The sequence below is a fragment of the Thiomonas sp. TH-17 genome, assembly GCF_057473305.1.
Map to the genome: position 1 here is coordinate 13645 of NZ_JBYCKI010000056.1, position 24928 is coordinate 38572.

23 protein-coding genes are annotated in these 24928 nt (G+C 64.0%); 6 read left to right on the top strand and 17 right to left on the bottom strand.

The genetic code is table 11. From position 1 onward, the window contains the following. Positions 1-43 precede the first annotated feature (43 nt). The 11 genes from AC2VLV_RS03770 to AC2VLV_RS03820 are packed head-to-tail and all read right to left on the bottom strand — an operon-like array spanning position 44 to position 12434. The gene (locus AC2VLV_RS03770) at positions 44-613 is read right to left on the bottom strand and encodes a serine acetyltransferase (RefSeq protein WP_486988700.1); all 570 of its coding nucleotides are present in this window, start codon (positions 611-613) and stop codon (positions 44-46) included. Next, positions 613-2085 carry an O-antigen ligase family protein gene (locus tag AC2VLV_RS03775; protein WP_486988701.1) on the bottom strand — a complete coding sequence of 491 codons (1473 nt, stop codon included), beginning with the start codon at positions 2083-2085 and terminating at the stop codon, positions 613-615. The genes AC2VLV_RS03770 and AC2VLV_RS03775 overlap by 1 nt, the downstream gene beginning before the upstream one ends. A gap of 15 nt (positions 2086-2100) precedes the next feature. Next, on the bottom strand, positions 2101-3066 hold the full coding sequence (gene epsG, locus AC2VLV_RS03780) for a chain length determinant protein tyrosine kinase EpsG (RefSeq protein WP_486988702.1): 966 nt from the start codon (positions 3064-3066) through the stop codon (positions 2101-2103). 11 nt (positions 3067-3077) lie between these two features. Beyond that, the gene (locus AC2VLV_RS03785) at positions 3078-4436 is read right to left on the bottom strand and encodes a Wzz/FepE/Etk N-terminal domain-containing protein (protein WP_486988703.1); all 1359 of its coding nucleotides are present in this window, start codon (positions 4434-4436) and stop codon (positions 3078-3080) included. A gap of 8 nt (positions 4437-4444) precedes the next feature. Beyond that, positions 4445-5239 (bottom strand): SLBB domain-containing protein, encoded by a 795-nt coding sequence (locus AC2VLV_RS03790; protein WP_486988704.1) that lies wholly within the window; start codon positions 5237-5239, stop codon positions 4445-4447. Positions 5240-5264: 25 nt separating this feature from the next. Further along, a complete protein-coding gene (locus AC2VLV_RS03795) occupies positions 5265-6467 on the bottom strand; it encodes an outer membrane beta-barrel protein (RefSeq protein WP_486988705.1) in 1203 nt (400 codons plus the stop codon). A gap of 53 nt (positions 6468-6520) precedes the next feature. Further along, the gene (locus tag AC2VLV_RS03800) at positions 6521-7999 is read right to left on the bottom strand and encodes an MOP flippase family protein (protein WP_486988706.1); all 1479 of its coding nucleotides are present in this window, start codon (positions 7997-7999) and stop codon (positions 6521-6523) included. An 18-nt stretch (positions 8000-8017) separates the two neighbouring features. Further along, complete coding sequence (locus AC2VLV_RS03805; protein ID WP_486988707.1) at positions 8018-8923, bottom strand: polysaccharide pyruvyl transferase family protein; 906 nt, start codon at positions 8921-8923, stop codon at positions 8018-8020. A 16-nt stretch (positions 8924-8939) separates the two neighbouring features. Next, complete coding sequence (locus AC2VLV_RS03810; protein WP_486988708.1) at positions 8940-9932, bottom strand: beta-1,6-N-acetylglucosaminyltransferase; 993 nt, start codon at positions 9930-9932, stop codon at positions 8940-8942. An 18-nt stretch (positions 9933-9950) separates the two neighbouring features. Beyond that, positions 9951-11024, bottom strand: a complete 1074-nt coding sequence (locus tag AC2VLV_RS03815; RefSeq protein WP_486988709.1) for a glycosyltransferase family 2 protein — start codon at positions 11022-11024, stop codon at positions 9951-9953. A gap of 15 nt (positions 11025-11039) precedes the next feature. Continuing rightward, the gene (locus AC2VLV_RS03820) at positions 11040-12434 is read right to left on the bottom strand and encodes an undecaprenyl-phosphate glucose phosphotransferase (RefSeq protein WP_486988710.1); all 1395 of its coding nucleotides are present in this window, start codon (positions 12432-12434) and stop codon (positions 11040-11042) included. Positions 12435-12867: 433 nt separating this feature from the next. Here AC2VLV_RS03820 and AC2VLV_RS03825 point away from each other — a divergent pair, with 433 nt between their 5' ends. Continuing rightward, on the top strand, positions 12868-13677 hold the full coding sequence (locus AC2VLV_RS03825) for a phytanoyl-CoA dioxygenase family protein (protein WP_486988711.1): 810 nt from the start codon (positions 12868-12870) through the stop codon (positions 13675-13677). Here the strand turns inward: AC2VLV_RS03825 and AC2VLV_RS03830 are convergent. The 4 genes from AC2VLV_RS03830 to AC2VLV_RS03845 all read right to left on the bottom strand — a co-directional run bounded on the left by AC2VLV_RS03830 (position 13658) and on the right by AC2VLV_RS03845 (position 17526). After that, a complete protein-coding gene (locus AC2VLV_RS03830) occupies positions 13658-14239 on the bottom strand; it encodes a hypothetical protein (protein WP_486988712.1) in 582 nt (193 codons plus the stop codon). The genes AC2VLV_RS03825 and AC2VLV_RS03830 overlap by 20 nt on opposite strands. A gap of 97 nt (positions 14240-14336) precedes the next feature. Then, the gene (locus tag AC2VLV_RS03835) at positions 14337-15386 is read right to left on the bottom strand and encodes a homocysteine S-methyltransferase family protein (RefSeq protein ID WP_486988713.1); all 1050 of its coding nucleotides are present in this window, start codon (positions 15384-15386) and stop codon (positions 14337-14339) included. Between the two features lie 84 nt (positions 15387-15470). Beyond that, positions 15471-16682 carry an acyltransferase family protein gene (locus AC2VLV_RS03840; RefSeq protein WP_486988714.1) on the bottom strand — a complete coding sequence of 404 codons (1212 nt, stop codon included), beginning with the start codon at positions 16680-16682 and terminating at the stop codon, positions 15471-15473. Positions 16683-16728: 46 nt separating this feature from the next. After that, entirely contained in the window at positions 16729-17526 is a 798-nt protein-coding gene (locus AC2VLV_RS03845) for a hypothetical protein (RefSeq protein WP_486988715.1), read from the bottom strand. 179 nt (positions 17527-17705) lie between these two features. Here AC2VLV_RS03845 and AC2VLV_RS03850 point away from each other — a divergent pair, with 179 nt between their 5' ends. The 4 genes from AC2VLV_RS03850 (at position 17706) to AC2VLV_RS03865 (ending at position 20802) form a co-directional block, all read left to right on the top strand. Further along, positions 17706-18110 carry a hypothetical protein gene (locus AC2VLV_RS03850; protein WP_486988716.1) on the top strand — a complete coding sequence of 135 codons (405 nt, stop codon included), beginning with the start codon at positions 17706-17708 and terminating at the stop codon, positions 18108-18110. A gap of 74 nt (positions 18111-18184) precedes the next feature. Then, positions 18185-18484 carry a hypothetical protein gene (locus tag AC2VLV_RS03855; protein WP_486988717.1) on the top strand — a complete coding sequence of 100 codons (300 nt, stop codon included), beginning with the start codon at positions 18185-18187 and terminating at the stop codon, positions 18482-18484. A gap of 11 nt (positions 18485-18495) precedes the next feature. Then, positions 18496-20271 (top strand): HvfB family MNIO-type RiPP peptide maturase, encoded by a 1776-nt coding sequence (locus AC2VLV_RS03860; RefSeq protein ID WP_486988718.1) that lies wholly within the window; start codon positions 18496-18498, stop codon positions 20269-20271. Between the two features lie 15 nt (positions 20272-20286). Next, the gene (locus AC2VLV_RS03865) at positions 20287-20802 is read left to right on the top strand and encodes a copper chaperone PCu(A)C (RefSeq protein ID WP_486988719.1); all 516 of its coding nucleotides are present in this window, start codon (positions 20287-20289) and stop codon (positions 20800-20802) included. 186 nt (positions 20803-20988) lie between these two features. Here AC2VLV_RS03865 and AC2VLV_RS03870 read toward each other — a convergent pair whose 3' ends face one another. Both AC2VLV_RS03870 and AC2VLV_RS03875 read right to left on the bottom strand, forming a co-directional pair. Next, complete coding sequence (locus AC2VLV_RS03870; RefSeq protein WP_486988720.1) at positions 20989-21972, bottom strand: AAA family ATPase; 984 nt, start codon at positions 21970-21972, stop codon at positions 20989-20991. 107 nt (positions 21973-22079) lie between these two features. After that, positions 22080-23975, bottom strand: a complete 1896-nt coding sequence (locus AC2VLV_RS03875) for a potassium transporter Kup (RefSeq protein ID WP_486988721.1) — start codon at positions 23973-23975, stop codon at positions 22080-22082. Positions 23976-24174: 199 nt separating this feature from the next. Here AC2VLV_RS03875 and AC2VLV_RS03880 point away from each other — a divergent pair. Continuing rightward, the coding region (locus AC2VLV_RS03880; RefSeq protein WP_486988722.1) for a radical SAM protein at positions 24175-24928 on the top strand (754 nt) is incomplete at its 3' end.

Sequence of the window (24928 nt, forward strand, 5' to 3'; positions counted from 1 at the left end):
CGTGACGGCTTGCATTTCGGCTTGCATGGCCAGATCGCTCATTTCACACATCCGTCTGCCGCATTAACGGCGTGGGCACCACCACAAGGTTTGGTGTACGCGCGTGCAGGGGCCGGGCCGGCGCGCCCGCCACCGTCACGCCCGCGGCTACATCGTGCAGCACGACTGACATCGCCCCCACCCGGCAGCCCGAGCGGAGCACAACGCCCCCGAGCACCTGCGCGTAGGCGCCCAGTTCCACATCGTCCTCCAGCACAGGCACTGGTCCGCCCTCGGTCTTGTTGCCGATGGTCACGCCCTGCCGCAAGGTGCACGCCCGCCCCATCCTCACGCCGGGGTGAATGAAGATGCCGCCGAAATGGAAGATGCGCAGCCCGCCGCCTATCACCGCTTCTTTCGGCAGACTGATGCCCGTCCAGGTTTCGACAAAGCGGAACATCAGCCAATAGAGCTGGGTTCGGAGGCGCTTGCCCAAGCCGTGCGGCAGCGCGTCCACCCGGCGGCCATAGCGATACACCCAGATTGCCCAGATGGATTGCTCCTTGAAGAACGGCCGCGCCATGCCGAGCCGCAGCAGGTCCTGCTGCCAGTCGGGATCGTGTTTGAGCCGCATCACCGCCTCCAACGCACCATGGGGTCAAACGCGGATCGCTCGAATGTCGTCATGCGTTTGATCGGTTGTGTGGTTGCGGCCTGCGTGGTGCGATGGAAATGCAGGCTGATTCCAGCGCCGAGGACAAACCACAGATACCAGTTGTAGACCAGGTAGTCGAGCATGTTGTCCGAGACCGAGACCAGCGCGAACTCCAGCACCAGCATCAAAAGTAAAAATCCCTCCACACGATCCGTCTTGCGCACGCTTGCGGCGAGCACGCCCGTGCCGATCAGCAGCCAGACGAAGCCGGCCAGCCCCGCCAGTCCGCCGTCGAAGAACACCTGCATGTAGACGTTGTGTGCGGGTGGGCCTACACCGTTGGCCAAGGGATAGAACAGCCGCGAGTAGAACTCATAGGACTCCTTGCCGTAGCCGAACAGGTAGTGCTGCGGCTGCATGAAGTGCAGCGCGGCTGCCCACATCTCCTTGCGCCAGGCGAAGGAGTTGAGCGGCTGGTAATACATGCCGCTGTTGCCGGTGGTCAGTTCGGAGATGCGCTCGCGGACTTCGGGCAGCAACAAAGAGGCCAGCCCGGCCAGAATCAGCAGCGGCAGCAGCTTGCGCTCCATCACCAAGCTGTAGGCGAGGAAGAAGAACGCCATCGCGCCCCAGGCGCTGCGTGTCTTGGTGGTCACCAGCAGGAACAGCAGCAGCAAGATGTAGAGCGGCAGCAACCGGCGCACACGTAGGCCGACGCTCAGGAGACCGCCGCGCCACACCACGAACAGCAGCGAAATCTGGAGTACCAGATAGAAGGCAAAGATGTTGGGGTGGGAAAAGGTGCTGTCGATACGCATCCCGACCTCGGCGTCGTAAAAGCCCTGGTGGGTGGCGATTTGGTAGAAGCCGTAGAGCAGGGGGCCAATGCTGGAGAGCAGCACGGCGCGCATCCAGACATCGTGGCTGGCCTTGTCGCGCACATACACGAAGGCGAGCAGGAAGATGGCGGCGTTGGACAGCAGCGCAAGGTCGTTCTTGATGCCTGGCACCAGCCGCGGCGTGATGGCGAGCGTGCCGACCATGACGATGAGCAGTGGCAGCCAGGTCTGCCCCATCAGCCGCATCACCGGAATGCGGCGGCGGTTGAGCAGTTCCATGGCGATGAGGCCGATGATGAGGCCGTTGAGCAGACCGCCCAGACCGATGGCTGCGCCGCCGCCACCGATCTTGGTCATATTGAGCATCGGGTCGAGATTGGCGCGGAACAGGATGATGAGCAGCAGCAGGGTTTCGCGTGCATAGACAAACAGCAGCCCGAGGACGAAAGCTGCGGGCAGCGCGATCAGCAGTGCTTTGTGCCCGCGGTCGTCCAGGGCGAGTTTGCCAGCGGCAAAACCCGCCAGCAGCGCCAGGGCGATTCCCCCCAGAATGGTCAACGCCATCAGCGCGCGCTGGCGGCTGGCGGCGGAGAAATCGAAGGGCAGTGTCATGGTCTGCCAATCGGCTCAGCGCTGGTTGAGCACGCTGCCCACCAGGGTCAGGCCCGCGTTGTGGAGGGCTGTCGCCGTGCCGCGCACTTCTGCGGCGCTGCTGAGGTGCTGATCAACCATGAGCAGGGCCCCTTGAGTTGCGGCGCAGACGGGCAATATCTCGGCGAGGTTGCCGGGGGCGGTGTTGACCAGAACGACGTCGAATTGCTCGGCGCTCTGCCTCAACAGACTGAAAAAGCTCGGCCGCGCCAGCAATTCGGCGGGGTTGGGCGGTTGTGTGCCCGCACCCAGCACCGTGAGCCCAAGCAGTGGCCCGATGCGCACGGCGGCCGTGGCGTCGGCACGTCCGATCAGCACATCCGACAGGCCGGCCCGCGCTGGCAGGTTGAACATGCCCTGCAACAGGGGGCGACGCAGATTGGCGTCGATCAGCAGGGTGCGCTCACCTAGTTGGGAGAACACAACGGCCAGATTGGCGGCGAGGCTGCTCATCGTCCCCGACGATCCGGTTCCGACTAGCGCCAGGCAACGCTGCCCGGCGCCAAACCAGCGCAGCATGAGCTGGCTGCGCAGCGCGCGCAGTTGCTCAACCTGGGGCGTGAACGGCTGATAGGCGGCCACCAGTTCATCGCTGAATCCGCTGACTCCGGGGGCTAGGTAGGGGTAGTCGAACTGCCGCGCCAGGGCGAGCAGGATGTCCTGCTCGCTCACCAAGCCGAGGCGAACTGCGGCGTCGCCGAATCGCAGATTTTCGGCTTTCTGCAGCCGCAGCACGCGCTCGGCATCCGCCGCGCTGAGCTTGCCTGAATCGAGCAGGAGCTGGCCGAGCTTGAGGTCGCGCGAGGGATCGGCGGGAAGCTCAGGCCGCGGAACGGCGCCAGCGGGCGGAGCGGCACGCAGCAACGTGCCCTCCAGTTCGCGCACATCTGCGCGCCGCGCCAAGCGCACCGGAATCGGATCGACACGAGCGGGAATGTCCATGGCGGAGTCCATCAGCGCAGCAAAAGGGGGCGGATCTGCACGGCGCCCAGCAGCGGAGCGCCGGTGAGGTCGATGACTTCCTGCATCGATCGCACCCTGCGTTGCAACTGTTCGAGCAGCAGGGCCAGGGAAATGCCGAGAATGAGGCCGAGCGCCGCGCCCAGCGCCACGCTGATCAGCGCCCGCGGCCCCAGCGGCTGCATCGGCGCAACAGCGCGGCTGAGTACCGTCATGTCGGTCTGATCAGACTTGGACAGCAGCAGACTTTGCTGGTAGCTGCGCAGCGTGGTGTCGTACAGCTGCTGCGCGTTGCTCACCTGCTGCACCAGAAACTGGCCCTCCGCCTTGAGCGTGTTATCGGCGATGAGTCGCTGTTGCTGCGCGCGCACCGCGGCCTGCATATCGGCCATGCTTTGCTGCGAGGCCTGCGCCGTGGACTGCACGGCGCGTTGCACGGCGGCGATCTGCTGCCCCAGCTTGAGCTGCAGGCTGTTCACTTCGGCCTGAGCCGCGATGTATTGCGGGTAATTGGGGCCCTCGGTCTGCGCGAGCTGGCTGAGCCTCGCCTGGGCCTGCGCAAGGCCGGTCTTGAGCGTCTGCACTACCGGGTCGCGCATCACATCGGCGTTGTGGTCGGCGGCCACCTGCGCCCTGGAGCTGTCGGCATAGTTCTGCGCCGCTGCCAGGGCCTGCTGCGTGGCCAGGGCCTGTAGCGGCATGACGGCCTGCGGGTCCTGTTCGGTGAGGATGACGCCATGCGTCTTCTGATAGGCGATGAGCTTGGCCTGGGCCTGCTGAAGCTGCGCCTGCATGGTCTTGAGCTGGGCGTCGTACCACTGCGCGGTGCGCTGCGCAGGCTGGGTGCGCAGGTTCAGATTGGCCTGCACATAGGCGTCGAGGAAGGCGTTGGTCACGCGCGCGGCCTGTTCAGGCGTTGCGGCCGTGTAGCTCAGGTTGATGATGTTGTCGCGGTCGGAGGTGTTGACCTTGAATTTGGCCAGCAGCTGCTGGGCGATCCACTCCCGCAGTCCGCCAGCGCCCTGCGGGAGCTTGGCAGCCTGTGCGGCATACAGCGCCTGCAGGTGCGCATCGTCGGTCAGATGCAGCGCGTCGACGACCTGCAGCGCCGTGGTGCGATTGGTGAGGATCATGGCCTGGGTGTTGAGGTAGGCAGGCATCAACATGCCTTGCATCTGCGCCCCGGTCACCGGGTTGACGTACTGGCTGTTGATCACCACCGAGGCTGTGGCCATGTAGTGCTTGGGCAGCATTTTGGCGGTCACCGCCGCGGCGCCAGCCGCCAGCAACGTGAGCGCGGCGATGACCAGCCAACGGGCGCGCAGAACGAGCAGTAATCCCTGGAGGTCCATGGCGGCTCCTAGAACAGGCTTTGCCCGATGTCGATGACATCATTGGCGCGGATGGGCGCGTCCGCCGCCGCGGTGGAGGCGTCGAGCTTGCCCTCGGCACTGGCGCGGTGGATTTCGGCCCCGCCGAGCGTGCCACGCCGTGTCAGCCCGCCGCCTAGCGCCACGGCTTGCAGCAGCGTCATGCCCGGCTCCAGGCGATAGGCGCCGGGCTTGTTCACCTCGCCCTCGATATAGAACACCGGGGCCTGCGGCACATAGATCACATCGCCGCTGGCGATGACCGGATTGGCTGCGGGTGAGGAAGCGGCGAACAGGCTGCCGAGCTGGAATGAACTGTCCACCCGCTTGCCGTCCTGCAGATGCTGCAGGATGACGGTGTCGCCCCCCGCGGGGCTCACGCCTCCGGCCTGCGCGATCAGATCGGTGAGACGGCTGCCGCGCTGCAGCACATACTGCCCGGGCTTGTTGACCTGGCCGAGCACCACCGCCTGCTGGCTGTCGTACTTGACCACCAACAAGTTGACCAGGGGCTTGAGGATGAACCCGCCTTCCTTGAGCCGGGCAGCGATGACCTTGCCCGCGCCGGTGGGGCTCATGCCGCCAATGGCGACATAGCCCAGCAACGGCAGCACCACCTCGCCCTTGGCATCGACCTCGACGGCCTTCACCTCGAGTTCGGGGTGGCCGTACACGTTCACGCTGACAATATCGCCCGTGCCGAGAATGTATTCCCCGGCGTTGGCGCGCCCGCTCAAGAGCGCGAGCGCAAAGCCGGCAAGAAGCAACAGGTGACGCAGACGCATGGCAGAGCAACCTCCGGTAGTTGGGTCAGAACGCTTGCTGCAGACTCAGACTCAAAGTGTTGTTGGCATAACTGGCATCGACCGCGTTTGAACTGCGGTTGGTCCGTGCATATCGCAATGCAAGTTGTGTGCCCGACCGGGGCAGATAGACCACGGTCAGTCCGCCCCCATGGAGGCGATCCTTTCGGCTCGAGCCGGGGTAAAGCGCCTCGTCGCGGGCGTAGTCGGCCTGGAGGTGCACCGCGGCATCGACATGCCAGATCACGCTGAACTGCGCGCCGGTGAGCACCTGATAGTTGGTGCTTGCGGTGTTGTAAGCGACGAGTTTGCGGTAGAGCTTCAAGCCGAGTGTGGTCTTGTCGGTGGCGGCGAACTGGGCTTGCATATCGGCCACGGCGCCGCTGAAATTCAGCGCGGGCAGGCTGGGCGCGGTGTAGCGCAGATAGCCCGCCGTGCCCGAGAGCCGCCAGTAGGCGTCGTCCGTCCAGTTGAATTGCAGGGCGCCTTCAAGCTGACGGAAATCGGCCAGAGGCGCATTGCCCGTTTGCGCAGCGGCATGGGGATAGCGCCCTTTCAGCAGCGAGACCGCATAGCCGATGCGGTTGCCCGCTGCGGTGGTGTAGCGCGGCCCAAGGCGCACCAGTTCGATGTCCATGTCGTAGGGGCGCTGGCTGCCCGCGCTGTTGCGGATGCGGATCAACGCGGTATCGGCCGTCAGGTCGAATGGGCCCGCGATACGGTGCGCCCCGCCTGCGGCCACCACCTGTTTGTGCACCAAGTCGGGCAGCGGCGCTTGCAGCAGCGCCAGACTCTGCTGGGCCGAACTATCGGTGGCCGTGGCATAGGCGCTCCACTGCGGTGCGTGATCCAGGTTGTAGGTCAGGCCGATGTCGTGGCCGGCGAAGTCGAGCAGTGAGTAATGGCGGTAGCGTGTGCGGTCGATCAGGGCGTGACCGCGCAGCCGCCCCACCGCACCCTGGTTGTCATAACGCAGGCCGCCTTGCAAGGTGGTCCAACAGTCCGAGAGCTGTGTGTCGCCAAAGAGTTGCTGCGCGGCGGCGCCGTTGCTCAGGCCGAACAAGTTGCTCGAACAGGTGTGCCGCAATTGCGCCACCGGTTGCAGGCCCGGCGTGTCCTGCTTCAGCGGCGGTGGAAATTCCTCGGCCTGCGCGGACTGCGCGGCGCACAACAGCGCCAGCGCCGCACCGCCGATGAACCCCCGCCGCAAACTGGGCGCAACGCGCCAACTTCGGCGGCGTGCATTGCATGGCGATGACCGTGTCATGGGCGCGCCCCGCCCGGCGGCGCGCGCCGCACCAACAACAGATGGAGGAGCGAATCGACAAACAACCGATTTGCCAGAAAATTCAACAACAAATACAGCGGCGCCGCCGTCAGCGCAGCCACCGTGAGCTGCATGATCGGTTGTGTGAGTTCCCGTACCAAAAAGAGCCCGGGCAACATGCTCAGCACGGACAAAGCCACCGGGCGCAGGATCAGCACCGCGTATTGCACTAGGCCGATTCCGGCCAGCGGACGATACACGCCATACCAGGTCGGCAGCAACAGCAGCAGCGAAGCGCCGGCCAGGCTGATGGCCAGCCAGACGACGCCGTGCATGGCGCCCAGCACGATGGCCGGCAGGGTGATGGCCAGTATCCCGAGACTCCACCACAATTCAACCCGCGCCAGGCCAAGACCGAGCAGAAGGCCGCGGGTGGGGCCGAGCATGGAGCGGATATAGCCCACGATCGCCAGGAGGGCCAGCAGGTGGCCCGTGCCATGCCATTCCGCGCCAAACAACACCCGAACAAGCGGCTCGGAAAACAGCGCCACGCCGACATAGAGCGGCGCATTCAACGCGCCGACCATATTGAGCGCGGTGAAGATGATCTTCTGCACCTTGAGCCGGTCGTGCTGCACGCTGGAGATCAGCGGAAAGCCCACGCGGGACACGATGTTGTGGACGAGGGACTGCAACACTTCGACGAAGTTGCGCGGCACGCTGTAGAGCCCCAAGCTCACGGCAGGTACGAATTTTCCGAGTACGACAACGTCGAGGCTGCGATTGATGTTGTCGATGACCGCGCTGGACACCGCCGCCGCGCCAAAGCGCAGATAGGGCCGCAGTTCGCGCCAACTGAGATGCCAGCCTGGCTTCCAGCCCCCCGACAAATAGAGCCAGCACAGTGTCGTGTTGACCACGGAGCGCCCGAGACTCGCCCAGACCAGGGTGTAAGGCCCGGCGCCGGCCAGGGCCGACAACACGGCAGCCCCGGTGCCGCTGATGGCGGCGATGATTTCGATGATGGCCATCGGTCGGAAGCGCAGATTTTTTTCCGCAGTCAGGCGAAACTGCGACCCCAGCCCGACCACTAAAAAGGTGGCCGAAGACAGCGCAAGCAAGGGTAAGAGACGCGGGTCGCCATAAATCCAGGCGATGAACGGGGCAAGAGCCAACACCACGCCGCCCAGCAGGACGGCAAAGATGGCGTTGCCCCAGAACAGGCTGGAACGCTCGCTGTCGGAGACGTTGCGCCGATGGATGTAGGCACTGTTCATCCCGGTGTCATTGATCACCCAGGGGAAGGTGAGCACCGCCGCCACGATGGCCATGACGCCATAGTCCGCGGGCGTGAGGATGCGTGTGAGGATGACCACCTGCAGCAGCTTCATGATGACGCCCGCCGCCATGCCGATGGTCGTCCAGCGAACCGCAGAAAAGGCCTTGTCCTTGATCCCTCCAGGCGTCGGGTTCATTTTGGGTCTATGCCCCCGTCAAACGAGTACACGGCCAACGCCCTCCTGCCGCACCAAGCGCTGGAGTTGTTCCAGCATCCGGGCGTGGGCCGACTCAATGGCGGTGTCACGGCTCAAATGCGGCTGGACCTGGGTGGTCATGGCGTGCAGCCGGTCTGCGGTGCGTTGCACCATCCAGCCCGGGGTGCAGTCGCGCAGCAAGGCGGTCGCCCGGCGCTGGCGCGAAAGCGACCTGGACAACCGCCCGCCAGACGGCGCATGCTGCAACGCGGTTTCAAGCAGCGAACTGCCCGGCAGGCGCTCCCAATCGATCTGCATGTCGAGCGCAGACGCCCAGTCGTCCCACTTCATGTGATGGATATGGTGCGAGGGCCGAATGGGAATCCAGGGCACGCGCAGCGCGTCGGCAATGATGGCGCCGTGCATCGCCTCGGTCACGACAAAGTCGGCACTGGCGATGTCGGCCAGCACCGCCTCTACGGGCCCGGTCGGATCGACGAAGTGCACCCCGGCCAGACGGCAGGCCTCCTGCCACTTGCCGCGCCAGAGGCTTTCCCAATGCGGGATGAAGGCTACCTTGCCGTTGATGCGCTGCCGCGGCACCTGGCAGGAGCGGATATAGATGCCGGCATCGCCGAGGCCCAGCGCCTCGTCCAGCCCCAGCGCGCGCGCCGTCTGCTTGCCGCGCACGAAGTAGAAGCTCCACGAGCCATCCACAATCGGCAGTGGCGAGTAGGCACCATACCCTGCCCCGAGCACGACTTTGCGGCGGGCAGCGGGAAAGCCGGCGCGGATGTTTGAACCGACGCCGAAGAACAGATCTCCCACCCCATCGAACAGGCCTTCGATGAGGCGCGGCCAGAGCCACAGGTTCAGCTCGTCGCCAAAATTGGTGAGCTCGCCGCGGTAGAAGAAAAGTTCCACGATGGATAGCCTGCAATCAAGACTCGGAGGGCTCGGCGAGCGGCCAGGCGGCGGAGCGCGGCGGGCTGGCGGGCGAATGCGAGCGCGAGAGATCGGCAACGATGGGCACGCGGTTGCCTAGAGTCGCCTGCAGCAGTTGCACCAGCGGCTGCGACTCAGCCGTGAACTTGCGCGCAAACAGGTACGGCAGGCCCTCGGGAAAGCGCTCGGTCTGAGGATGCCGGGGATCTCGGCTGAGGAATTCCGCGTGAGCCAGCGTGAGGTTCTCCGGCCGGTAGCTGCCGCGGCTCCAGTCAGCATAGGTCAGGCAGGGCGCGACCTGCGGCGCAAAAGCGGAGTTGCCCAGGATGGTGTGGAAGCAGTGTTCATCCGGGCAGAAGGTGTTGCGGCAGAAGGCGACATAGGCCGGGTGCGTGTCCATGAAATCGAGAAGGTGCGCGACCGCCGGACGGGTCAGCGCCCACCAGGTGTGTCCCCCATAGGGCAGGCTGTCGCCCAGCGCAGGAATGAAATCTCGCTTTGCGGCGATCAGGCCCACTTTCTGCGCAAGTCCCTTGAGGCGGTTGATCACGCGGAATGAGGTTTTTCTCGGCTGATAGCCCGTCAGCCGATCCAGCGTCTTGCATCCGTCGGCCGTGGGCATGCGCTCGACCTGAATGAATTCCTCGGCCGCATATTCCTGAAAGAAGTGGTGGATGTCGGCGTTGCTGCGCACCGGGTAGTCCGCGCCGCTGAGCAGCACGAAACGCGAATGCGCCAGACCCGGCTGCGACAGCGCGGCGCGCATCAACAGCACGATGGCCTCGACCTGCGAATAGTCGCCCCAGAACACGCGGGCGCGATCCTGCAGCACGTGGACGTGGGGATCGTCGGGCAAGTCGAAATCCGCCATCCGCGACTTGGCGTCGATATGAATGTAGAAGTGGCTGTATGGCGTGCTCAACTCGCGAATGAGTTCGCGCAGGTGGCCGGGCTGATCGTGGGCCAGGATGAGGTAGGCGATGTCCATGGTCGCTCCGTTGAGAGTTCAAGGGGTGGCAAGGGCGGGCAGGGTCTGGGCGAGCGGCCCTTTGCGCCCGATCAGGTGCAGCTTCACCGTGGTCTGCTCGTTCATCGCCGGCCGGTGCAGGCTGCGGAACAGGGCGTAGCGCGCCAGCATGGCGGCACGGCCGCGCTGGCTGAGCACGCGGCGGTAGGCCAGCTCACGGCGCAGGGCTGCCGGCGCAGCATCCAGACGCAGCAGCGCGGCGCGCAACGCGGCGTACTCGTCGCGGAAGTCGCTGCGCTCGCCCAGGTCGTAGAGCATGCCGCCGTGGTTGCAGAAGGGCGTGGGATCGAAGGCGGCGGCGCCGTGCATCTCGCGCAGGCGCGCGGCCAAGCGCAGCGAGACGGCATGCGAGGCCGCCATCTGCGCCGCGAACTTCTTCTGCCCCACCCCGCCCGGATGCACACGGTAGCGGATGAGTTGCTGCGGCAGGTTGGCGACCAGGCCAAACAGGGCGAGTTGACCGAACAGGAAATAGTCCTCCACCAGATTCTCGAATTCGGGCACCGTATGCGCCGGGCCGCCGTGGCCGAATTCCACGCCGTAGCGCGCGCCCAGCGCCTGCAAGCGGTCGAGTCGCAGGGCCACCGTCGGGTGGGCCACCGGGTTGCAGAACAGCATGGCCGCGGTGATGCGACCGGCCGCGGTGGGCAGGGGATGTTGCGGCAGGGTTCGGCCCGTCGTGTCGAAGTTGGTGAGCTGCCCGCCCAGCGCCACGGCTTCTGGGTGCGCGGCAAAACCCTCGCGGGTGTGCTGCAGGCGCTCGGGCAGAGCGATGTCGTCGGCATCGTGGCGCACCACGTACTTGGCGTCGCAGAGATCGAGCCCGGCATTGAGCAGCCCGGACAGCCCGCGCGCCTCGGGCAGGCTGTGAATGCGGATGCGGGGATCGAGCACCGCACGAGACTGGGCAACCTCCAGGGTGTCGTCGGTCGAGCCGTGGTCGAGCAATAGCAGCCGCCAGTCGCCAACGGTCTGCACACGCAGGCTGTCGATCGCCTCGGCCAGATAGGCCGCGCCGTTTTTCACCGGAAGCAGGATGTCGAAGTAGGCCATGAGGGTGCGCCCGGATCAGTAGGCATTCTGCCCACGGAAGCCCTTGAAGATGGTCGCGGCAATGATCCTCACGTCCATCACCAGCGACCAGTTGCGGATGTAATGCATGTCGTACTCGACGCGCTTTTCCATCTTGTCCACACTGTCGGTCTCGCCGCGCCAGCCGTTGATCTGCGCCCAGCCGGTGATGCCGGGCTTGACCTTGTGGCGCAGCATGTAGCCGTGAATCAGGGCGCGGTACTGCTCGTTGTGCGACACGGCATGAGGCCGCGGCCCGACAATGGACATATGGCCCTGCAGCACGTTGAAGAACTGCGGCAGCTCGTCGAGCGAGGTGCGCCGAAGGAACGCGCCGATTGGTGTGATGCGGCGGTCACCCCGAGTCGCCTGCACCACTTTGTCGCCATCTTCGGTGACCGTCATGCTGCGGAACTTCCACACCTCGACGATCTGACCGTTGAGGCCGTAGCGGCGCTGCTTGAAGATCGCCGGCCCCGGCGAAGTGAAGCGCACCGCCGCGCCGATGGCCAGCAACAACGGGCTGATGAGCAGCAGGATGAGGCTCGATACCACCACGTCTTCGATGCGCTTGAGCAAGCCATTGATGCCGAAGAAGGGCGTGTCGTACACGCTGATGATGGGATGCCCGGCCACCTCGCGCCAGTTGGCATGGTTGCGCTCGAAGATGTAGGCATCGGGCACGATGAATACCGAGGCCGTGGTGTCGGCCAGCTCGCGCACGATGTGATCAATGCGCTGCTCGGCACAGATCGGCAAAGTGATGAAGACGAAATCGACCTTGCCTTCGCGCGCGTCGCGCACCAGCAAGTCGAGGCTGCCGACAAGCGAGAGGCTGTGCAGATCGAGCCGTTTGACCGCGCGGTCGTCATACACCCCGGCGACGCGCAGCCCGGACCACAGGCGGTTGTGGAAATAATGGGCGATGCGCTCGGCCGTGCGATTGGCCCCGACGAACGCCAGGATGCGGATGTCCACCCCGCGACGCGCGTTGCGTTCGATGCGATGGCGCAGTAATGCGCGCAGCCCCACCATCAGCACGGGCACGATCAGCGCCCAGATGCCCAGCGACAGGCGCGAGTAGCTCGACGTGACGTGCAACGCGAACCCGGTGGCAAGCAACGCAGCGAGCACTGCGCTCCAGACGATGGCAATTTGACGGGCTTCTTCACGCAGAGGCAACAAGTGCCAAGAGCCATACAACCCCCAGAAGCGGGCCCCCAGCTGAAAGAGCAACAGCGCTGTGGTGACCAACATATAAACGTTGTCATTCAGCCCGCCCTCGTTGAGCACGACGACAGCGACCAGGGTCACGACGACAAACAGGATGTCCATGGCGCGGAGAAGCAACTCCGCGTTGTCGTAGGACGACTGCACAGCTCCCCGCATCATGGCACCGCCCTCCTGAAAATGCGGCATATACGCACCTGCTGCTGCAAACCGTCGAGCGCCCCTACTTCACAAAGGTTTGCCGACTCAGCGCAACAGGGCGAACGCCCTGGTTGTGTTGCCGATCACGGACCGTGCTGACTTGCCGCGACCGGCCCCGAGCCTTTCTATGCAAGTCGCGGGCCAGGGTTCGACAGCCCCCCATGCCTGAGTGGGCCGGTTGAAAGTCTGTGAAGGACGAAGACGCGCGCGATCAAGCCCACCCGCACGTCATGCCGAACCTGGCACTCTGCGGCGCACAACAAACGTGCAACGCGCACCACGGGCATGCAATCCGCCAGAAGCACGGCCGTTGGGTTACTACCTGACGCAGGCTCGGGTTTTGCTTAGTGTGATCTGCGCCGTTGAGCACGCCACTCATCTGAATGGAGGATTTATGGATATGACCTTGCCTGCTTCACAACGACCCACTGCCAGCGAACGTGCCTTATGGTCGGAACAGGGCTATGTGCCGGTACCCGGCCTGTTTCGCAGTGAGGCGATCGCGGAGGTGGCCCAACTTCTGGATCAATTGCTCAGCGCCAAGAGCGTCTTGGGCGGCGACGACTGGACGCAGATCGAGAACGGGCGCACGGTGTCGAACGAAATCATTTTCACGGCGCAGATCGAGCCGCGCCTGAAGCAAACCGAAATCTTCCGGCAGTGCGAAGCCTACGCAACCGAGTTGCTCGGCATGCCGGTGGAATATGCCTTCGATCATGTCATCCGCAAGTCGGCCGGCATCGGCACGGGCACGCGTTGGCACCAGGACGTCTACTACGAGAAGGACGAGCTGTACCGCTACACAGACCGGGTGCACTTCTGGATTCCCATGGCGGATGTGCCGCTGATGGGGGGCGCCATGCGCTACATCCCGGCTTCGCACGGGGGAAAGATGTACGAGCACAAAACCATTCCCGGGGCCAACGATACGCACTACGTCATGGCCACCGGTTTTGACGAATCCACCGCGGCCGATGTGCCCATCGACGTCGGCGGCGCCATCCTGCACCATCCATACCTGCTGCATGCCAGCGGCCCCAACACTTCACATCAGGTGCGAACCGCGTGGATCGTGCACTTCGCCAAGCCGCGCACTGCGGCGCAGAATGTGCGCTATCAGATGCTGCAACTGCGCCAGCACTGGCGCCACGCGAAGGGCCGCGTGAAACGCCGCCTCACGTCCCTCATGCCCGCAGCCGATTGAGCGACTGCAGCTCGTAGATCAGCCTCGTGCGCACACCGTTGATCGATAGCGTGTCCTCGATGCCCTTGACCGCGCGCCCGGCGGCCGGCGCGTACCAGTAGTGCGTCATCACCGTGGCCTGCGCGGCGGTGTAATGCCCTTGCAGGCGGAAGGCGTGAAAAGTGCCCGCGGGTACGGTGACGGTCTGCTCGGCCTCCACGCTCACACTCACGCCAAGCCGCGTGTGCAGCTCCCACTCAGGCTGGCTCTGGGTGATGGTGTCTTTCCAGTTCTTGCCCACGCTCAGCGGAAAGTCAAACTGCGGAAACGCCGGGCTGTATTCGATCGCCTCGCCCGGCACGATCTCGCGTGAGAGCAGGTCGAACTGCTTCGAGTAGACGTTCTTCAGCACCGGCGCGTCGGCCTTGTTGGTGCGCTGAACTTCAATATGCACCTCGCCATTCGGCCCGATCTGCGTGACATGATTGGCCAGCACCAGACCGGCATCGCCGCGCTCGATTTCTTCCTGCGTGCGGGTGACGAACACCCAGCGGTCTCCAACGCGAATATCGGGCAATTGCATCTCGGGTCTCCTGGAAGGCTTGATCTGTGGCGCGATTTTGCCCGCGCGCCATGTGAGGCGCTGCGCGCGGCGCAATGCCCGTCAAGGCATAGGTGAATCAGTCCGCGTCGGCATAGAACCCGGCACGGCGGCGCGCGCGCGGGGCTTCGTCTTTTACCGCCGACTGAATGGCGGCGATGTGCTCGGGCGTGGTGCCGCAGCAGCCGCCGACGATGTTCACCAGCCCCTCGGCGGCAAACTCGTGCAGCAACCGCGAGGTCACGTCGGGCGTTTCGTCAAAGCCGGTGTCGCTCATCGGGTTGGGCAGCCCGGCATTGGGGTAGCAGGAGATGAACGTGTCGGGCGCGGCCTTGGCCAGCTCCTGCAGGTAGGGCCGCATGAGCGCGGCGCCCAGTGCGCAATTCAGCCCCACAGCCAGCGGCTGGGCGTGACGCACGCTCGACCAGAACGCGGTCACGGTCTGCCCGGACAGCACGCGCCCGGAGGCGTCGGTGACGGTGCCGCTGATGATGATGGGCAGCCGCTCGCCCGTTTCCTCGAACACCTCATCTACGGCGAACAGCGCCGCCTTGGCGTTGAGGGTGTCGAAGATGGTTTCCACCAGAATGACGTCGGCGCCGCCGCGCATCAGCGCGCGCGTCTGCTGCGCGTAGGCGGCGCGCAGGGTTTCGAAATCGACATTGCGCGCGCCGGGATCGTTGACATCGGGGCTGATGCTCGCGGTCTTGGGCGTGGGGCCCAACGCGCCCGCGACGAAACGCGGCTTGTCCGGCGTGCTGAACTTGTCGCAGGCGGCGCGGGCCAGCCGGGCCGAGGCTTCGTTCATCTCGTCCACCAGTTCGGCCATGCCGTAATCATCCTGCGCCACCGTGGTCGCGCCGAAGGTGTTGGTCTCGACCAGATCGGCGCCTGCGGCCAGATAGCCCTCGTGAATGTCGCGGATGATCTGCGGCTGGGTCAGGCTGAGCAGCTCGTTATTGCCCTTGACGTCGCGCGGCCAGTCCTTGAAGCGCTCGCCGCGATACTGCGCCTCGCTGAGCTTGAAGCGCTGGATCATGGTGCCCATGGCGCCGTCGAGGATGACGATGCGTTGTTTGAGCAAGGCAGGCAGTTGATCAGCGCGGGTATAGGGTGTCTGGGCGGGCATGTTCATAGCCCAATGTTAGGGCCTGCCGATGCGACGACCGCGCACTCGGCACGCCCAGAGTCGTACCGCAAGTAGCCTGGCTCCTTACGCCGCACTTTTCACGGCTCTGATGCCCTGCGTGGCCCTCGAAACCCTAGTGGCAATTTTTCGCCCCAATTCAATCCCGGGTTTTTCCAACGCAATATGCGCAAGCATGGCAACAGAAATCAGAATCAGCCCTGCCATGACGATGCAGCACCAGTAAGCCAGCGGAGATGAAAGAATTTGCTGTTTTACCCATGGCTGACCAAGTGTCGAGAACAGCGCCAAGCCCTGCAAGATATAAATTCCGTAGCTAATCTCGCCCAGTCGCTTGGCAGCTCGAGTCAGAAAAAGGCCAAAAAGAGACGCCCCCGAACTGACCAAAAGGAATATCGCGGCCAAAATCGGGAAAACATGCAGAGAATAGGCCGTACCTTGCTGAGACAACAAGATCAGCAATGCCGTCAACAACAGGGATGCCAGGAAGTCTGATCTTTTCCGTTGAATACCGATCCAGGTGCGAGTGCGCAAAGCCGCGCAGATCATTCCCACAAAAAAAGCGGCAAAACCAAAATTACTCAGGGCCGGATACCAATGCTGCCTCACCAGAAAATACAAGAGGCCCACCAGAGGCAGCACCAATGGCGCGCGAAACAGTTTGGTGATCAGCGCTGATATGGGCAGAACAAAGAGGTAAAATTTCCACTCATATTGCAAAGTCCACGTGACGCCAGCGATCAATACCCACGGCTGCTCGTAGCCGTTGATGCGACCTCCCGGCGTAAACCAACCCAACGCAGACAGCGGCGCTATTTGGCGCATGACCGCAGTCCAGGGATCAATGAGCGCAAATCGCGCCGACCAGAATATTATCAACAGCATCAAAATCATGGATAGAAAATACATCGGCCCTATACGAAACACTCGACCAATATAAAGGCCAACCCAGTTTATTTGACGATCAGAAGATACGACTTTACCCCAGAACAAATACCCGGTAATCATGAAAAAAAGGGTGACGCTGCTTTGCCCGAGCTGCGTATAAAAGGCGGAATGCGGCACCATCCAACGCCCGTCCTCCAGAAAACTGTGGTAGATCAGCGCGTGGTGAAAAAATACGCCGGTAGCAAGAAAGCCTCGCAAGCCGTCGATCGTCGTCGTGCGGTCATTTTCAGTATGCCATGGTCTATCAGCACGCGCGAATGTCGGCAACAATACAAAAGCGAGAAACAACGCGATCGAGACAAAATATCCCACTGCGCTATATACTGACATGATATACTCCTTATGGTAGAAAACTATGGCAGCTATAATAGCGGGGCTATGATCTACCGATTTTTGGCGCCCTATATGGCGTAAACCGTCGCCGAATACGTCCGAGTTTACCGCAGTTGGGCCAGAAAATTTCGTTTTTGAGCGTTCCGTCGAAGCGCACCCGGCTGGCTTTCACCGTCATCAGGCTCACCGGGATCTCATTGCTCTTCAATGCGTGTTTCAAAAGATTTTCCGCATGCAGCGGTGTGCCGCGATTTCTGCAGTAATCGAGCGCCATGTCGATGCGGTTACCGTAGGCCTGTATCGCCTGCTTTCCTTTACAGATCGCAAACCGGTCGTTGTATCCCCCTTCCCAGTGCTGCCAATCGGGAAGACATACTTCGCTATTGTGTTTTGAGCGCAGAACTCGGCCCAGTGGGCGGCGAATCGAGTCGTGATAAAGAAGATCTGGGCGTGCAAAGACCACGTAATCAAAGTCTGCAGCAAGCGCCGCCTGCGTGACCATTTTGATGGAGTGGAGCTGATGGAGCAGGTTGTTCAGCGACTTGAAGTCATCTCCCCAGGCGTCTCCATAATCGAATATCTGCTGAAGCGGACTCTCGGACAGAAAATTCTCGGGTTGTTCCAAATGCAGCCAGGTTGGCGCAAGAAGGGCCTGTTCGTCCGGGGCCAGCACGCCCTTTTCCCCGGAACGAGGGTTGTCAATGACGGCGAGGCGAAAGAAATGGCACAGGTTTTCGGTTTCGCCGATGCTCTTGCAAGGCGCCAGCAAGTTCGACTCGATGGAGCTGATCGTGTAGCTCAGGGATCTTGTGATGCCAAAGAAACAGACGGCAATCTTCATGGTGCAGTGCTCCCTGCTTGAGCCTCAATCGTCGTGCACGTCCCGGCCCTCCTGAACCAAGGTACCGGAGGCCGACGTTGCAAGGCAAGAAACACACCTGCTTGCTTCGCCCCGACAGTACATCTCGTCACGCTTTGTGGCTTTGCAATGGGTACGCGCCTACGTAATATGGGCGCTCAATGCGCGCTGCCCAACGCTTTCTCGATACGCTGTTGCCGACCACACGCCTGATCTGGATCGTGGTGATTTGCATTGCGCTGCAGCCGCTGGCCTGGGCGCAGCAGACGGAGGTGCGGGCGGTTTCGATGCCGTATTGCGCCAGCGCCACGGCGGATTCCTCGCACGCTTCCGCCGACAGTCACACGCACCCGGCTCCCGCGCACCCCTCTTATGTGCTGCTACTGCAGACTGCAACGGTCTGCAGCCATGACCATGCACAGCCTTGGGCGCCGCCGCACCGTGCCGCGCCCTTCTCCGCGCCGCCCAGCTTGCACTACAGCTTCGCCTCCATCCAGGCATGGGCTCCGGCGAGCGGCGGGCGCCACCTTCGCCCCCTATCCCGCGCCCCGCCTCAGCACGCCTGATTGATCGTTGTCTTTTGACGCGCCGGAGGCCCCTCCGTGCGTGTGCACCTTTTCGATTTCAGGAGTGCTATTTCATGTCTCGTTCTCTTCCCCTGGCCGCCGCCGTCGGCGCCGCCATGATGGTCACGCTGGGCTCTGCTGCGCAGGCCGCCACCAATCCCTTTGCCTTTGCCGAGATGGCGCCCGGCCATCTGCTGAAGACGGCCGCGAAAGAAGCGGGCTGCGGCGCCGATGACGCCAAGGGCAAGGCCCTGCCCGACTGCACACCGCAGATGCGGGCCCAGGGCAAGTGCGGCTCCGACACCTGCAAAGCCCCTGCCGGGCAGTGCGGCGCCAAGGACATGGCGGACAAGCCGGCCAAACACGCCAGCTGAGGCCCGTCGCCATGTCGGCCGCCACGCCCGCTTGCGGCGGGATGGCCCCGCGCCACCCGCACGGCGCGGGATTGGGACTGCGCCAGGAATTCATGGCGCAGTTGCACCCTGCGCTGCCCGAAGGGCTCGATTTTTTCGAGATCGCCCCCGAGAACTGGATCGGCGTGGGCGGCGAATCCGGCCGCGCGCTGCGCGCATTGACGGAGCGCGTGCCCTTCGTCTGTCACGGGCTGTCGCTCTCGCTGGGCGGCCCGGGGCCGTTGAACGTGGCCTTGCTGCGGCAGATCCGGCGGTTCATGGACCTGCACGGCATCGCCCTCTACACCGAGCATCTGGCCTGGTGTGCCGACACCTCGGGGCAACTCTACGAGCTGCTGCCCCTGCCCTTCACCGAGGAGGCCGTGCGCCACGTCGCCGCGCGCATCCGCCAGACCCAGGACGTTCTGGGACAGCGCATCGCGGTGGAAAACGCCTCCTACTACGCCGCGCACCCGAACACGCCGCTGTCGGAAATCGAATTCATCCAGGCGGTGCTGGCCGAGGCCGACTGTGATCTTCACCTGGATGTGAACAACCTCTATGTGAACAGCGCCAATCATGGCGGCGACCCCGCGGCGCAACTTCGGGCGCTGCCCAGCGAACGCATCGCCTACCTGCACGTCGCCGGACACCGCCGCATGGACGACGGCCTGCTGCTCGACACCCACGGCGCCGCCGTCATCGACCCGGTGTGGCAGTTGCTGCAGACGGCTTACGCCTACCACGGCGTGCGCCCCACCCTGCTCGAACGCGACAACCATTTGCCGCCGCTGGCGGTGCTGATGCAGGAAGTCCGGCAGATCGGCGCGCTGCAAGGCCGGGCCAGCCCGGCCGCTGATTTGGCGCCGCCCGCTACGTCTCAGCCCTCTGCCACCCCCGCATCCGCCAGGACCACACGCCAGGCCGAGACCTTGCCGGACGCGCAAGCGGCGTTCGCCGCGCGACTGCGTCGGCCGCGCAGCCAGCCCTGTCCGGCGGGCCTGACGGCGCGGCGGGTCGATCTCTATGCGCGACTGGTCCGCGCCAATGTGGACGAGGCCCTGCTCGGCGCGTTTCCGCGATTGCGGGGTGTGTTGTCGACACGGCGCTGGTCGCAGCTGGTGCGCCGGTTCGTCGCCGAGCACGGCTGCCAGGCGCCCTTCTTCCGCGACGTGGGCGGCGAGTTCGTCGCCTTTCTCCAGGGGCCTTCGCAGCCCTTGGCCGATCGCGCTGAAGCCCTGTGCGCGCTGGCTCATTTTGAATGGACCCGCGCCGCCCTGATGCTCGACGACACCGAGGCCCCGGCCTGTCGGCCCGATGGCGACCTGCTGCGCGGCGTGCCAATCTGCAACCCGGCGCTTCGGCTCCTGCACTACGACTGGCCGGTGCAGTCCCTGCGGCCCAGGCAGCGCATCGCGCCCGAGCCCACCGATCTGGCGCTTTACCGCGTCGAGGGCGATCAGGTGCGCTGCGCGCAGATCAACCCCTTGACCGCGCAATTGATCAAGCTCCTGCGCCCCGGCGAATTGACGGGAGCACAGGCGCTTGCCTCCCTGAGCGACGGCCGCGACGCCCCGTCGGCCGCCGCAGCCTATCTCGACTTTGGCGCGACGCTGTTGCGCGACCTGCGCCAAAGCGGGGTGTTGCTCGGGAGCAGCGATGCGACCCGTGTCGCGCCCTTATCCTTATCCGGTGTTGCGCCCAAAACAAGCACCGGTTTCGCCACCGATCGCGCCACGGGCGCCGTATCCCCTCTTTTTCCCCTCTGATCTGAAGGAGTTGTCATGTCTGTCACCATTTTTTCTCGCCGTCGTCTCGCTCAGTGCCTTGCCGCGGGCGCACTCAGCCTGGGGCTGCTCGGCTCGGCCTTCGCCGCGGGCATCCAGGTCACGGAGGCCTGGATCCGCTGGCTTCCGGCCAATCTGCCCGCAGGTGGTTATGCGAAGGTCACGAACGATACCGACAAGGAGATCAAGCTCGTCGGCGCCTCCAGCCCGAAATACGGCATGGTCATGCTGCACCAGACGGTGAAAAAGGACGGCATGATGAACATGGTGCACGTCGACGCCATTCCCATCGCCCCGCACAAGAGCATGGCCTTCACCCCGGGCGACTATCACATCATGCTGATGCAGCCCAAACCGGGCATCGAGCCAGGCCAGAAGGTGCCGGTCACCCTCAAGTTTTCAGACGGTCAATCGGTGACGACCGAGTTCGAGGTGCGCAAGCCCACGGCCTCCGGCCCCGGCGACGACATGAAAGGCATGGACATGGGCCACATGAAGGGCATGCAGCATTAAGTCCTGAGCGCCCCCAGGGCCGGGCTGCGCCCAACCCGCCCCCCGCGGGGGATGAGGCCCGCGGCTCCAAGCTGCCCTGCGGCAGCTTGGACGGAGCCGAATCCGAGCAGCTTGCAAGCGGCGAGGTGGACAAGGAAACTTGGGGCGGCCCTGCGTTTCCTTGAAAGCCGGACGACACCCGCCGGCTCAGTGCATGAAGCCGATGCGCGACTGCCGATGCAGGCGCTCAAAGTCGAAATCCTTCGGCGCCAGCGTCGTGCGGTGATCGAGCTTGGCCGCGCCGAACGCGTTCAGCAGCAGTCTTCGCAGCTCGCGCGGCTTGCACTGCTGCAGCACGTCGAGCACATCGTCGTCGGGCTGGTCAGGAAAATCGGTGCCCCAATCGTGGCTGTTGCGAATCTCGCGGTAGAGCGTTGCGGCGATCTGGCGCGTGCCCTCGGCATCGGGCGCGGCGATGTCGTAAACATTGAGCCGGTTGAGAATGGGCTCGGGAATGCCGCTGGCATCGTTGGCGGTGGCGATCCAGATCACGCTGCTGCAGTCGATCGGCACTTCGGCGAATTCGTCGGTGAAGGCGCGCGCGGTGTCGGCTTCGAGCAGGCTGTAGAGCGCGCCCAGCGGGTCGTACTGCGCGTGGCCTGCGGCCTTGTCGATCTCGTCGATCACCAGAACCGGGTTGGCATATTCGCCGCCCACCAGAGTGTCGAATACCTTGCCGGGGCGCGAATTCTTCCATTGCGATGAGGCGCCCGAGAGAATCCACCCCGCAGTGAGGGCGTTCATCGGCGCCACCGCACAGCTGGTGCCGAGCAGCGCCGACACGCGACGGGCGAAATAGGTCTTGCCGATGCCGGGATCGCCCAGCAGCAGCATGGGCATGATTTCCACCGGATCGCGGCTGTCGGCGCACAGCGCCAGACTGCGCTGGATGTCGCGCAGCGGGGCGCCGAAATTGGGCAGCTCGGAACAAAGTGGCGACATCTCGGGCGCATCCTGCGGCTTGATCGCCAGACGCTCGCCGCCCGTGGCCAGCATGCGCTGGTAGGTGCCTCGCAAATGCTCGTTTCCATCCTGTCCCATGCCGTGAAGCTTGCGCTCCACTTCGCTGACATCAAACACGGTTTTATAGGCGGCTACGGCAAGCATGGCATCCTCCTGGGTGTGGGTCACGGCGATGAAGCATCAACCATGCCTGCATCATCGGCACGACGACCGCGCCGCACAAGGGCGCCGTTGCCGGGCGGCCTCACGCCGCGGGCCAAATCGTGACAAACCTCTCAGATCTCGACTTGCGTGCCCAGCTCCACCACACGGTTGGGCGGAATGCGGAAGTAGTCCGACGCGTCCTGCGCGTTGCGGCTCATCCACGAGAACAACACCTCGCGCCACAGCGCCATGCCCGGCAGCTTGGACGGAATGATGGTCTGCCGCGCCAGGAAGAACGAGGTCTCCATGAGCTGAAACTCCAGGCCGTAGAGCCGCTCGCAATCCTTGAGCAGGCGCTGGATGTCGGGCTCGTCCTGGAAGCCCAGTTCGACGTGCAGCAGGTAGATGCCCTCTTCCATCGACGTCAGCTTCAGCCCTTGGTCGGCGGGCACGTGCGGCACGTCCATGGTTTGCGCCGATAGAAAAATCACCCGCTCGTGCAGCACCTTGTTGTGTTTGAGGTTGTGCAGCAGCGCGTGCGGCACGGTGGTCGCACTGGGGGTGAGGTAGATGGCCGTGCCTTCCACCCGGGTGGGCGGATAGGTGGAAAGGCTGGCGACGAAATCCTGCAGGTTCAGCGCGTGCTCTTCGAGCTGCCGGCGCAGCAGGGTGCGGCCACGCTTCCAGGTGGCCAGCAGGGTGTAGACCACGGCGCCGAACAGCAGCGGGAACCAGCCGCCGTGATCGATCTTGAGCGCATTGGACGACAGAAAGGCCAGATCGATTAGCGCGAACAAGCCGAACACCGCATTGGCCCGCGCGGCGCTCCACCCCCAGCGGTGCTGCGCGATCATCCAGCAGAACGCGGTGGTGACGATCATGGTGATGTTCACCGCGATGCCGTAGGCCGCCGCGAGGTTTTCCGCCGTCTTGAAACTCAGCACCAGCAGAATCACGAAGATCAGCAGCAGCCAGTTGATGAAGGGCACGTAGATCTGCCCCTGATTGCTCTCATTGGTGAACAACACCCGCATGCGCGGCAGATACCCCAGCTTGATCGCCTGCGTGGTGATGGAGTAAGCGCCGGTGATGACTGCCTGCGAGGCGATGATGGTGGCGGCAGTCGCCAGTGCCAGCAAGGGCCACAGCGCCCACGACGGCGCCAGATAGAAAAAGGGATTTTTGGTGGCTTCAGGGTGCGCCAGCACCAACGCGCCCTGGCCGAAGTAGTTGAGCACCAGCCCGGGCATCACCAGACTGATCCAGGCGAGCTGAATCGGCTTGCGGCCGAAATGCCCCATGTCGGCATACAGCGCCTCGCCGCCGGTGAGCACCAGAAACACCGCGCCCAGCAAAATGAGCGCCACGCCGGGCTCGCGCACGAACAGCTCCGCGCCGTAATACGGGTTGATCGCCAGCAGCACCGTGGGGTTTTGCACGATCTGCGCCAACCCCAGCACGCCGATGGCGGTGAACCACAGCAGCATGATGGGGCCGAAAAAGCGCCCGACCAGCGCGGTGCCGTGCTTTTGCACCACGAACAGCCCCACCAGAATGCCCGCGGTGATGGGCACGATCCAGTCATTGAAAATCGGCGTGGCCACACTTAGGCCCTCCATCGCCGAGAGCACCGAAATCGCCGGGGTGATGACGCTGTCGCCATAAAACATCGACGCGCCCACCAGCCCGAGGGTGATGGCCACGGTGCGTCCACGCGTGCCTTTGGCATAGCGGCGCATGACCAGCGCCATCAACGCCAGAATGCCGCCCTCGCCATCGTTGTCGGCGCGCAGCACCAGCAGCACATACTTCACCAGCACGATCAGGGTGAGCGCCCAGAAAATCAGCGACAGCACGCCCAGAATGTTGTCCGGGCTGTAGGGCACGCCGTGATCGGGGCTGAACGCTGTCTGGAAGGCGTACAGCGGGCTGGTGCCGATGTCGCCGTACACCACGCCCAAGGCGCCGAGGCTGAGGGCCGCCATGCCGGATTTGTGATCGGTCGCGGAATGCGTTTGTGTCTGCATGGGAATTGCGCGAGGCCAGGCCCGCGACGCCGGAAGATGCGCGTCGCAGGATAGTTCATTCCTCCCTAGTTTCCGCGCGCGGCGCCCCAGCCTGGCCTGCAACTGTTGGTTTTGCGTTGCAGCAATTGTGCCGCAGCCTCGCCAACCGTTGCGTCAGATCAAAACCTTCCCCCTGGCTTTGAGCAAACATTCAATCATTATGATGAATCAATCTCTCGACTTCCAGCCCGAGCTGCTCCAGCGTTTCGACATCTCCGGCCCGCGTTACACCTCCTACCCCACCGCCGACCGCATGCATTCCGGTTTCGGCCCGCGCGATTACGCCGAAGAGTTGCGACGCCGCGCCCAGCGCCCGGACGAGCCGGTGTCGCTGTATTTTCACGTGCCGTTTTGCGAAACCCTGTGCTACTACTGCGGCTGCAACAAGATTCCCACCAAGAATCACGGCCGCTCCACGCCCTATCTCGACAGCGTGGAGCAGGAGCTGGGGCTGATTGCAGGCATCTTGCAGACCCGCCTGCCCGTCACCCAGCTTCACTGGGGCGGCGGCACCCCCACCTTCCTGAATGACGAGGAAGCCGCGCGGCTGATGGCCATGACGCGCCAACATTTCGACCTGCAGCCCGGCGGCGAATTCTCCATCGAGATCGACCCGCGCAAGGTGAATGAGGCGCGCGTGGCGCATCTCGCCCAACTCGGCTTCAACCGCATGAGCGTGGGCGTGCAGGATTTCGCGCCCGAGGTGCAGCAGGCGGTCAATCGCATCCAGAGCGTGGAAGAAACCCGGCTGGTGATCGACGCCGCCCGCGCCAACGGTTTTAGCTCCATCAGCCTCGACCTGATCTACGGCCTGCCGTTCCAGAACCTGGACTCGTTCGCCCGCACCCTCGATCAGGTGATAGAGATCTCGCCCGACCGGCTCTCGCTCTACAGCTACGCGCATCTGCCGCACA

What these genes read in the sequence shown, in the direction of transcription:
- AC2VLV_RS03850 (WP_486988716.1), top strand. Translation starts at nt 17,706, where the DNA reads ATGCGCGCTGCCCAACGCTTTCTCGATACGCTGTTGCCGACCACACGC.
- AC2VLV_RS03845 (WP_486988715.1), bottom strand. Translation starts at nt 17,526, where the DNA reads ATGAAGATTGCCGTCTGTTTCTTTGGCATCACAAGATCCCTGAGCTAC.
- AC2VLV_RS03855 (WP_486988717.1), top strand. Translation starts at nt 18,185, where the DNA reads ATGTCTCGTTCTCTTCCCCTGGCCGCCGCCGTCGGCGCCGCCATGATG.
- AC2VLV_RS03865 (WP_486988719.1), top strand. Translation starts at nt 20,287, where the DNA reads ATGTCTGTCACCATTTTTTCTCGCCGTCGTCTCGCTCAGTGCCTTGCC.
- AC2VLV_RS03815 (WP_486988709.1), bottom strand. Translation starts at nt 11,024, where the DNA reads ATGGCCTACTTCGACATCCTGCTTCCGGTGAAAAACGGCGCGGCCTAT.
- AC2VLV_RS03790 (WP_486988704.1), bottom strand. Translation starts at nt 5,239, where the DNA reads ATGCGTCTGCGTCACCTGTTGCTTCTTGCCGGCTTTGCGCTCGCGCTC.
- AC2VLV_RS03810 (WP_486988708.1), bottom strand. Translation starts at nt 9,932, where the DNA reads ATGGACATCGCCTACCTCATCCTGGCCCACGATCAGCCCGGCCACCTG.
- AC2VLV_RS03835 (WP_486988713.1), bottom strand. Translation starts at nt 15,386, where the DNA reads ATGCCCGCCCAGACACCCTATACCCGCGCTGATCAACTGCCTGCCTTG.
- AC2VLV_RS03785 (WP_486988703.1), bottom strand. Translation starts at nt 4,436, where the DNA reads ATGGACCTCCAGGGATTACTGCTCGTTCTGCGCGCCCGTTGGCTGGTC.
- AC2VLV_RS03875 (WP_486988721.1), bottom strand. Translation starts at nt 23,975, where the DNA reads ATGCAGACACAAACGCATTCCGCGACCGATCACAAATCCGGCATGGCG.
- epsG (WP_486988702.1), bottom strand. Translation starts at nt 3,066, where the DNA reads ATGGACATTCCCGCTCGTGTCGATCCGATTCCGGTGCGCTTGGCGCGG.
- AC2VLV_RS03860 (WP_486988718.1), top strand. Translation starts at nt 18,496, where the DNA reads ATGTCGGCCGCCACGCCCGCTTGCGGCGGGATGGCCCCGCGCCACCCG.
- AC2VLV_RS03830 (WP_486988712.1), bottom strand. Translation starts at nt 14,239, where the DNA reads ATGCAATTGCCCGATATTCGCGTTGGAGACCGCTGGGTGTTCGTCACC.
- AC2VLV_RS03825 (WP_486988711.1), top strand. Translation starts at nt 12,868, where the DNA reads ATGGATATGACCTTGCCTGCTTCACAACGACCCACTGCCAGCGAACGT.
- AC2VLV_RS03840 (WP_486988714.1), bottom strand. Translation starts at nt 16,682, where the DNA reads ATGTCAGTATATAGCGCAGTGGGATATTTTGTCTCGATCGCGTTGTTT.
- AC2VLV_RS03770 (WP_486988700.1), bottom strand. Translation starts at nt 613, where the DNA reads ATGCGGCTCAAACACGATCCCGACTGGCAGCAGGACCTGCTGCGGCTC.
- AC2VLV_RS03820 (WP_486988710.1), bottom strand. Translation starts at nt 12,434, where the DNA reads ATGATGCGGGGAGCTGTGCAGTCGTCCTACGACAACGCGGAGTTGCTT.
- AC2VLV_RS03800 (WP_486988706.1), bottom strand. Translation starts at nt 7,999, where the DNA reads ATGAACCCGACGCCTGGAGGGATCAAGGACAAGGCCTTTTCTGCGGTT.
- AC2VLV_RS03775 (WP_486988701.1), bottom strand. Translation starts at nt 2,085, where the DNA reads ATGACACTGCCCTTCGATTTCTCCGCCGCCAGCCGCCAGCGCGCGCTG.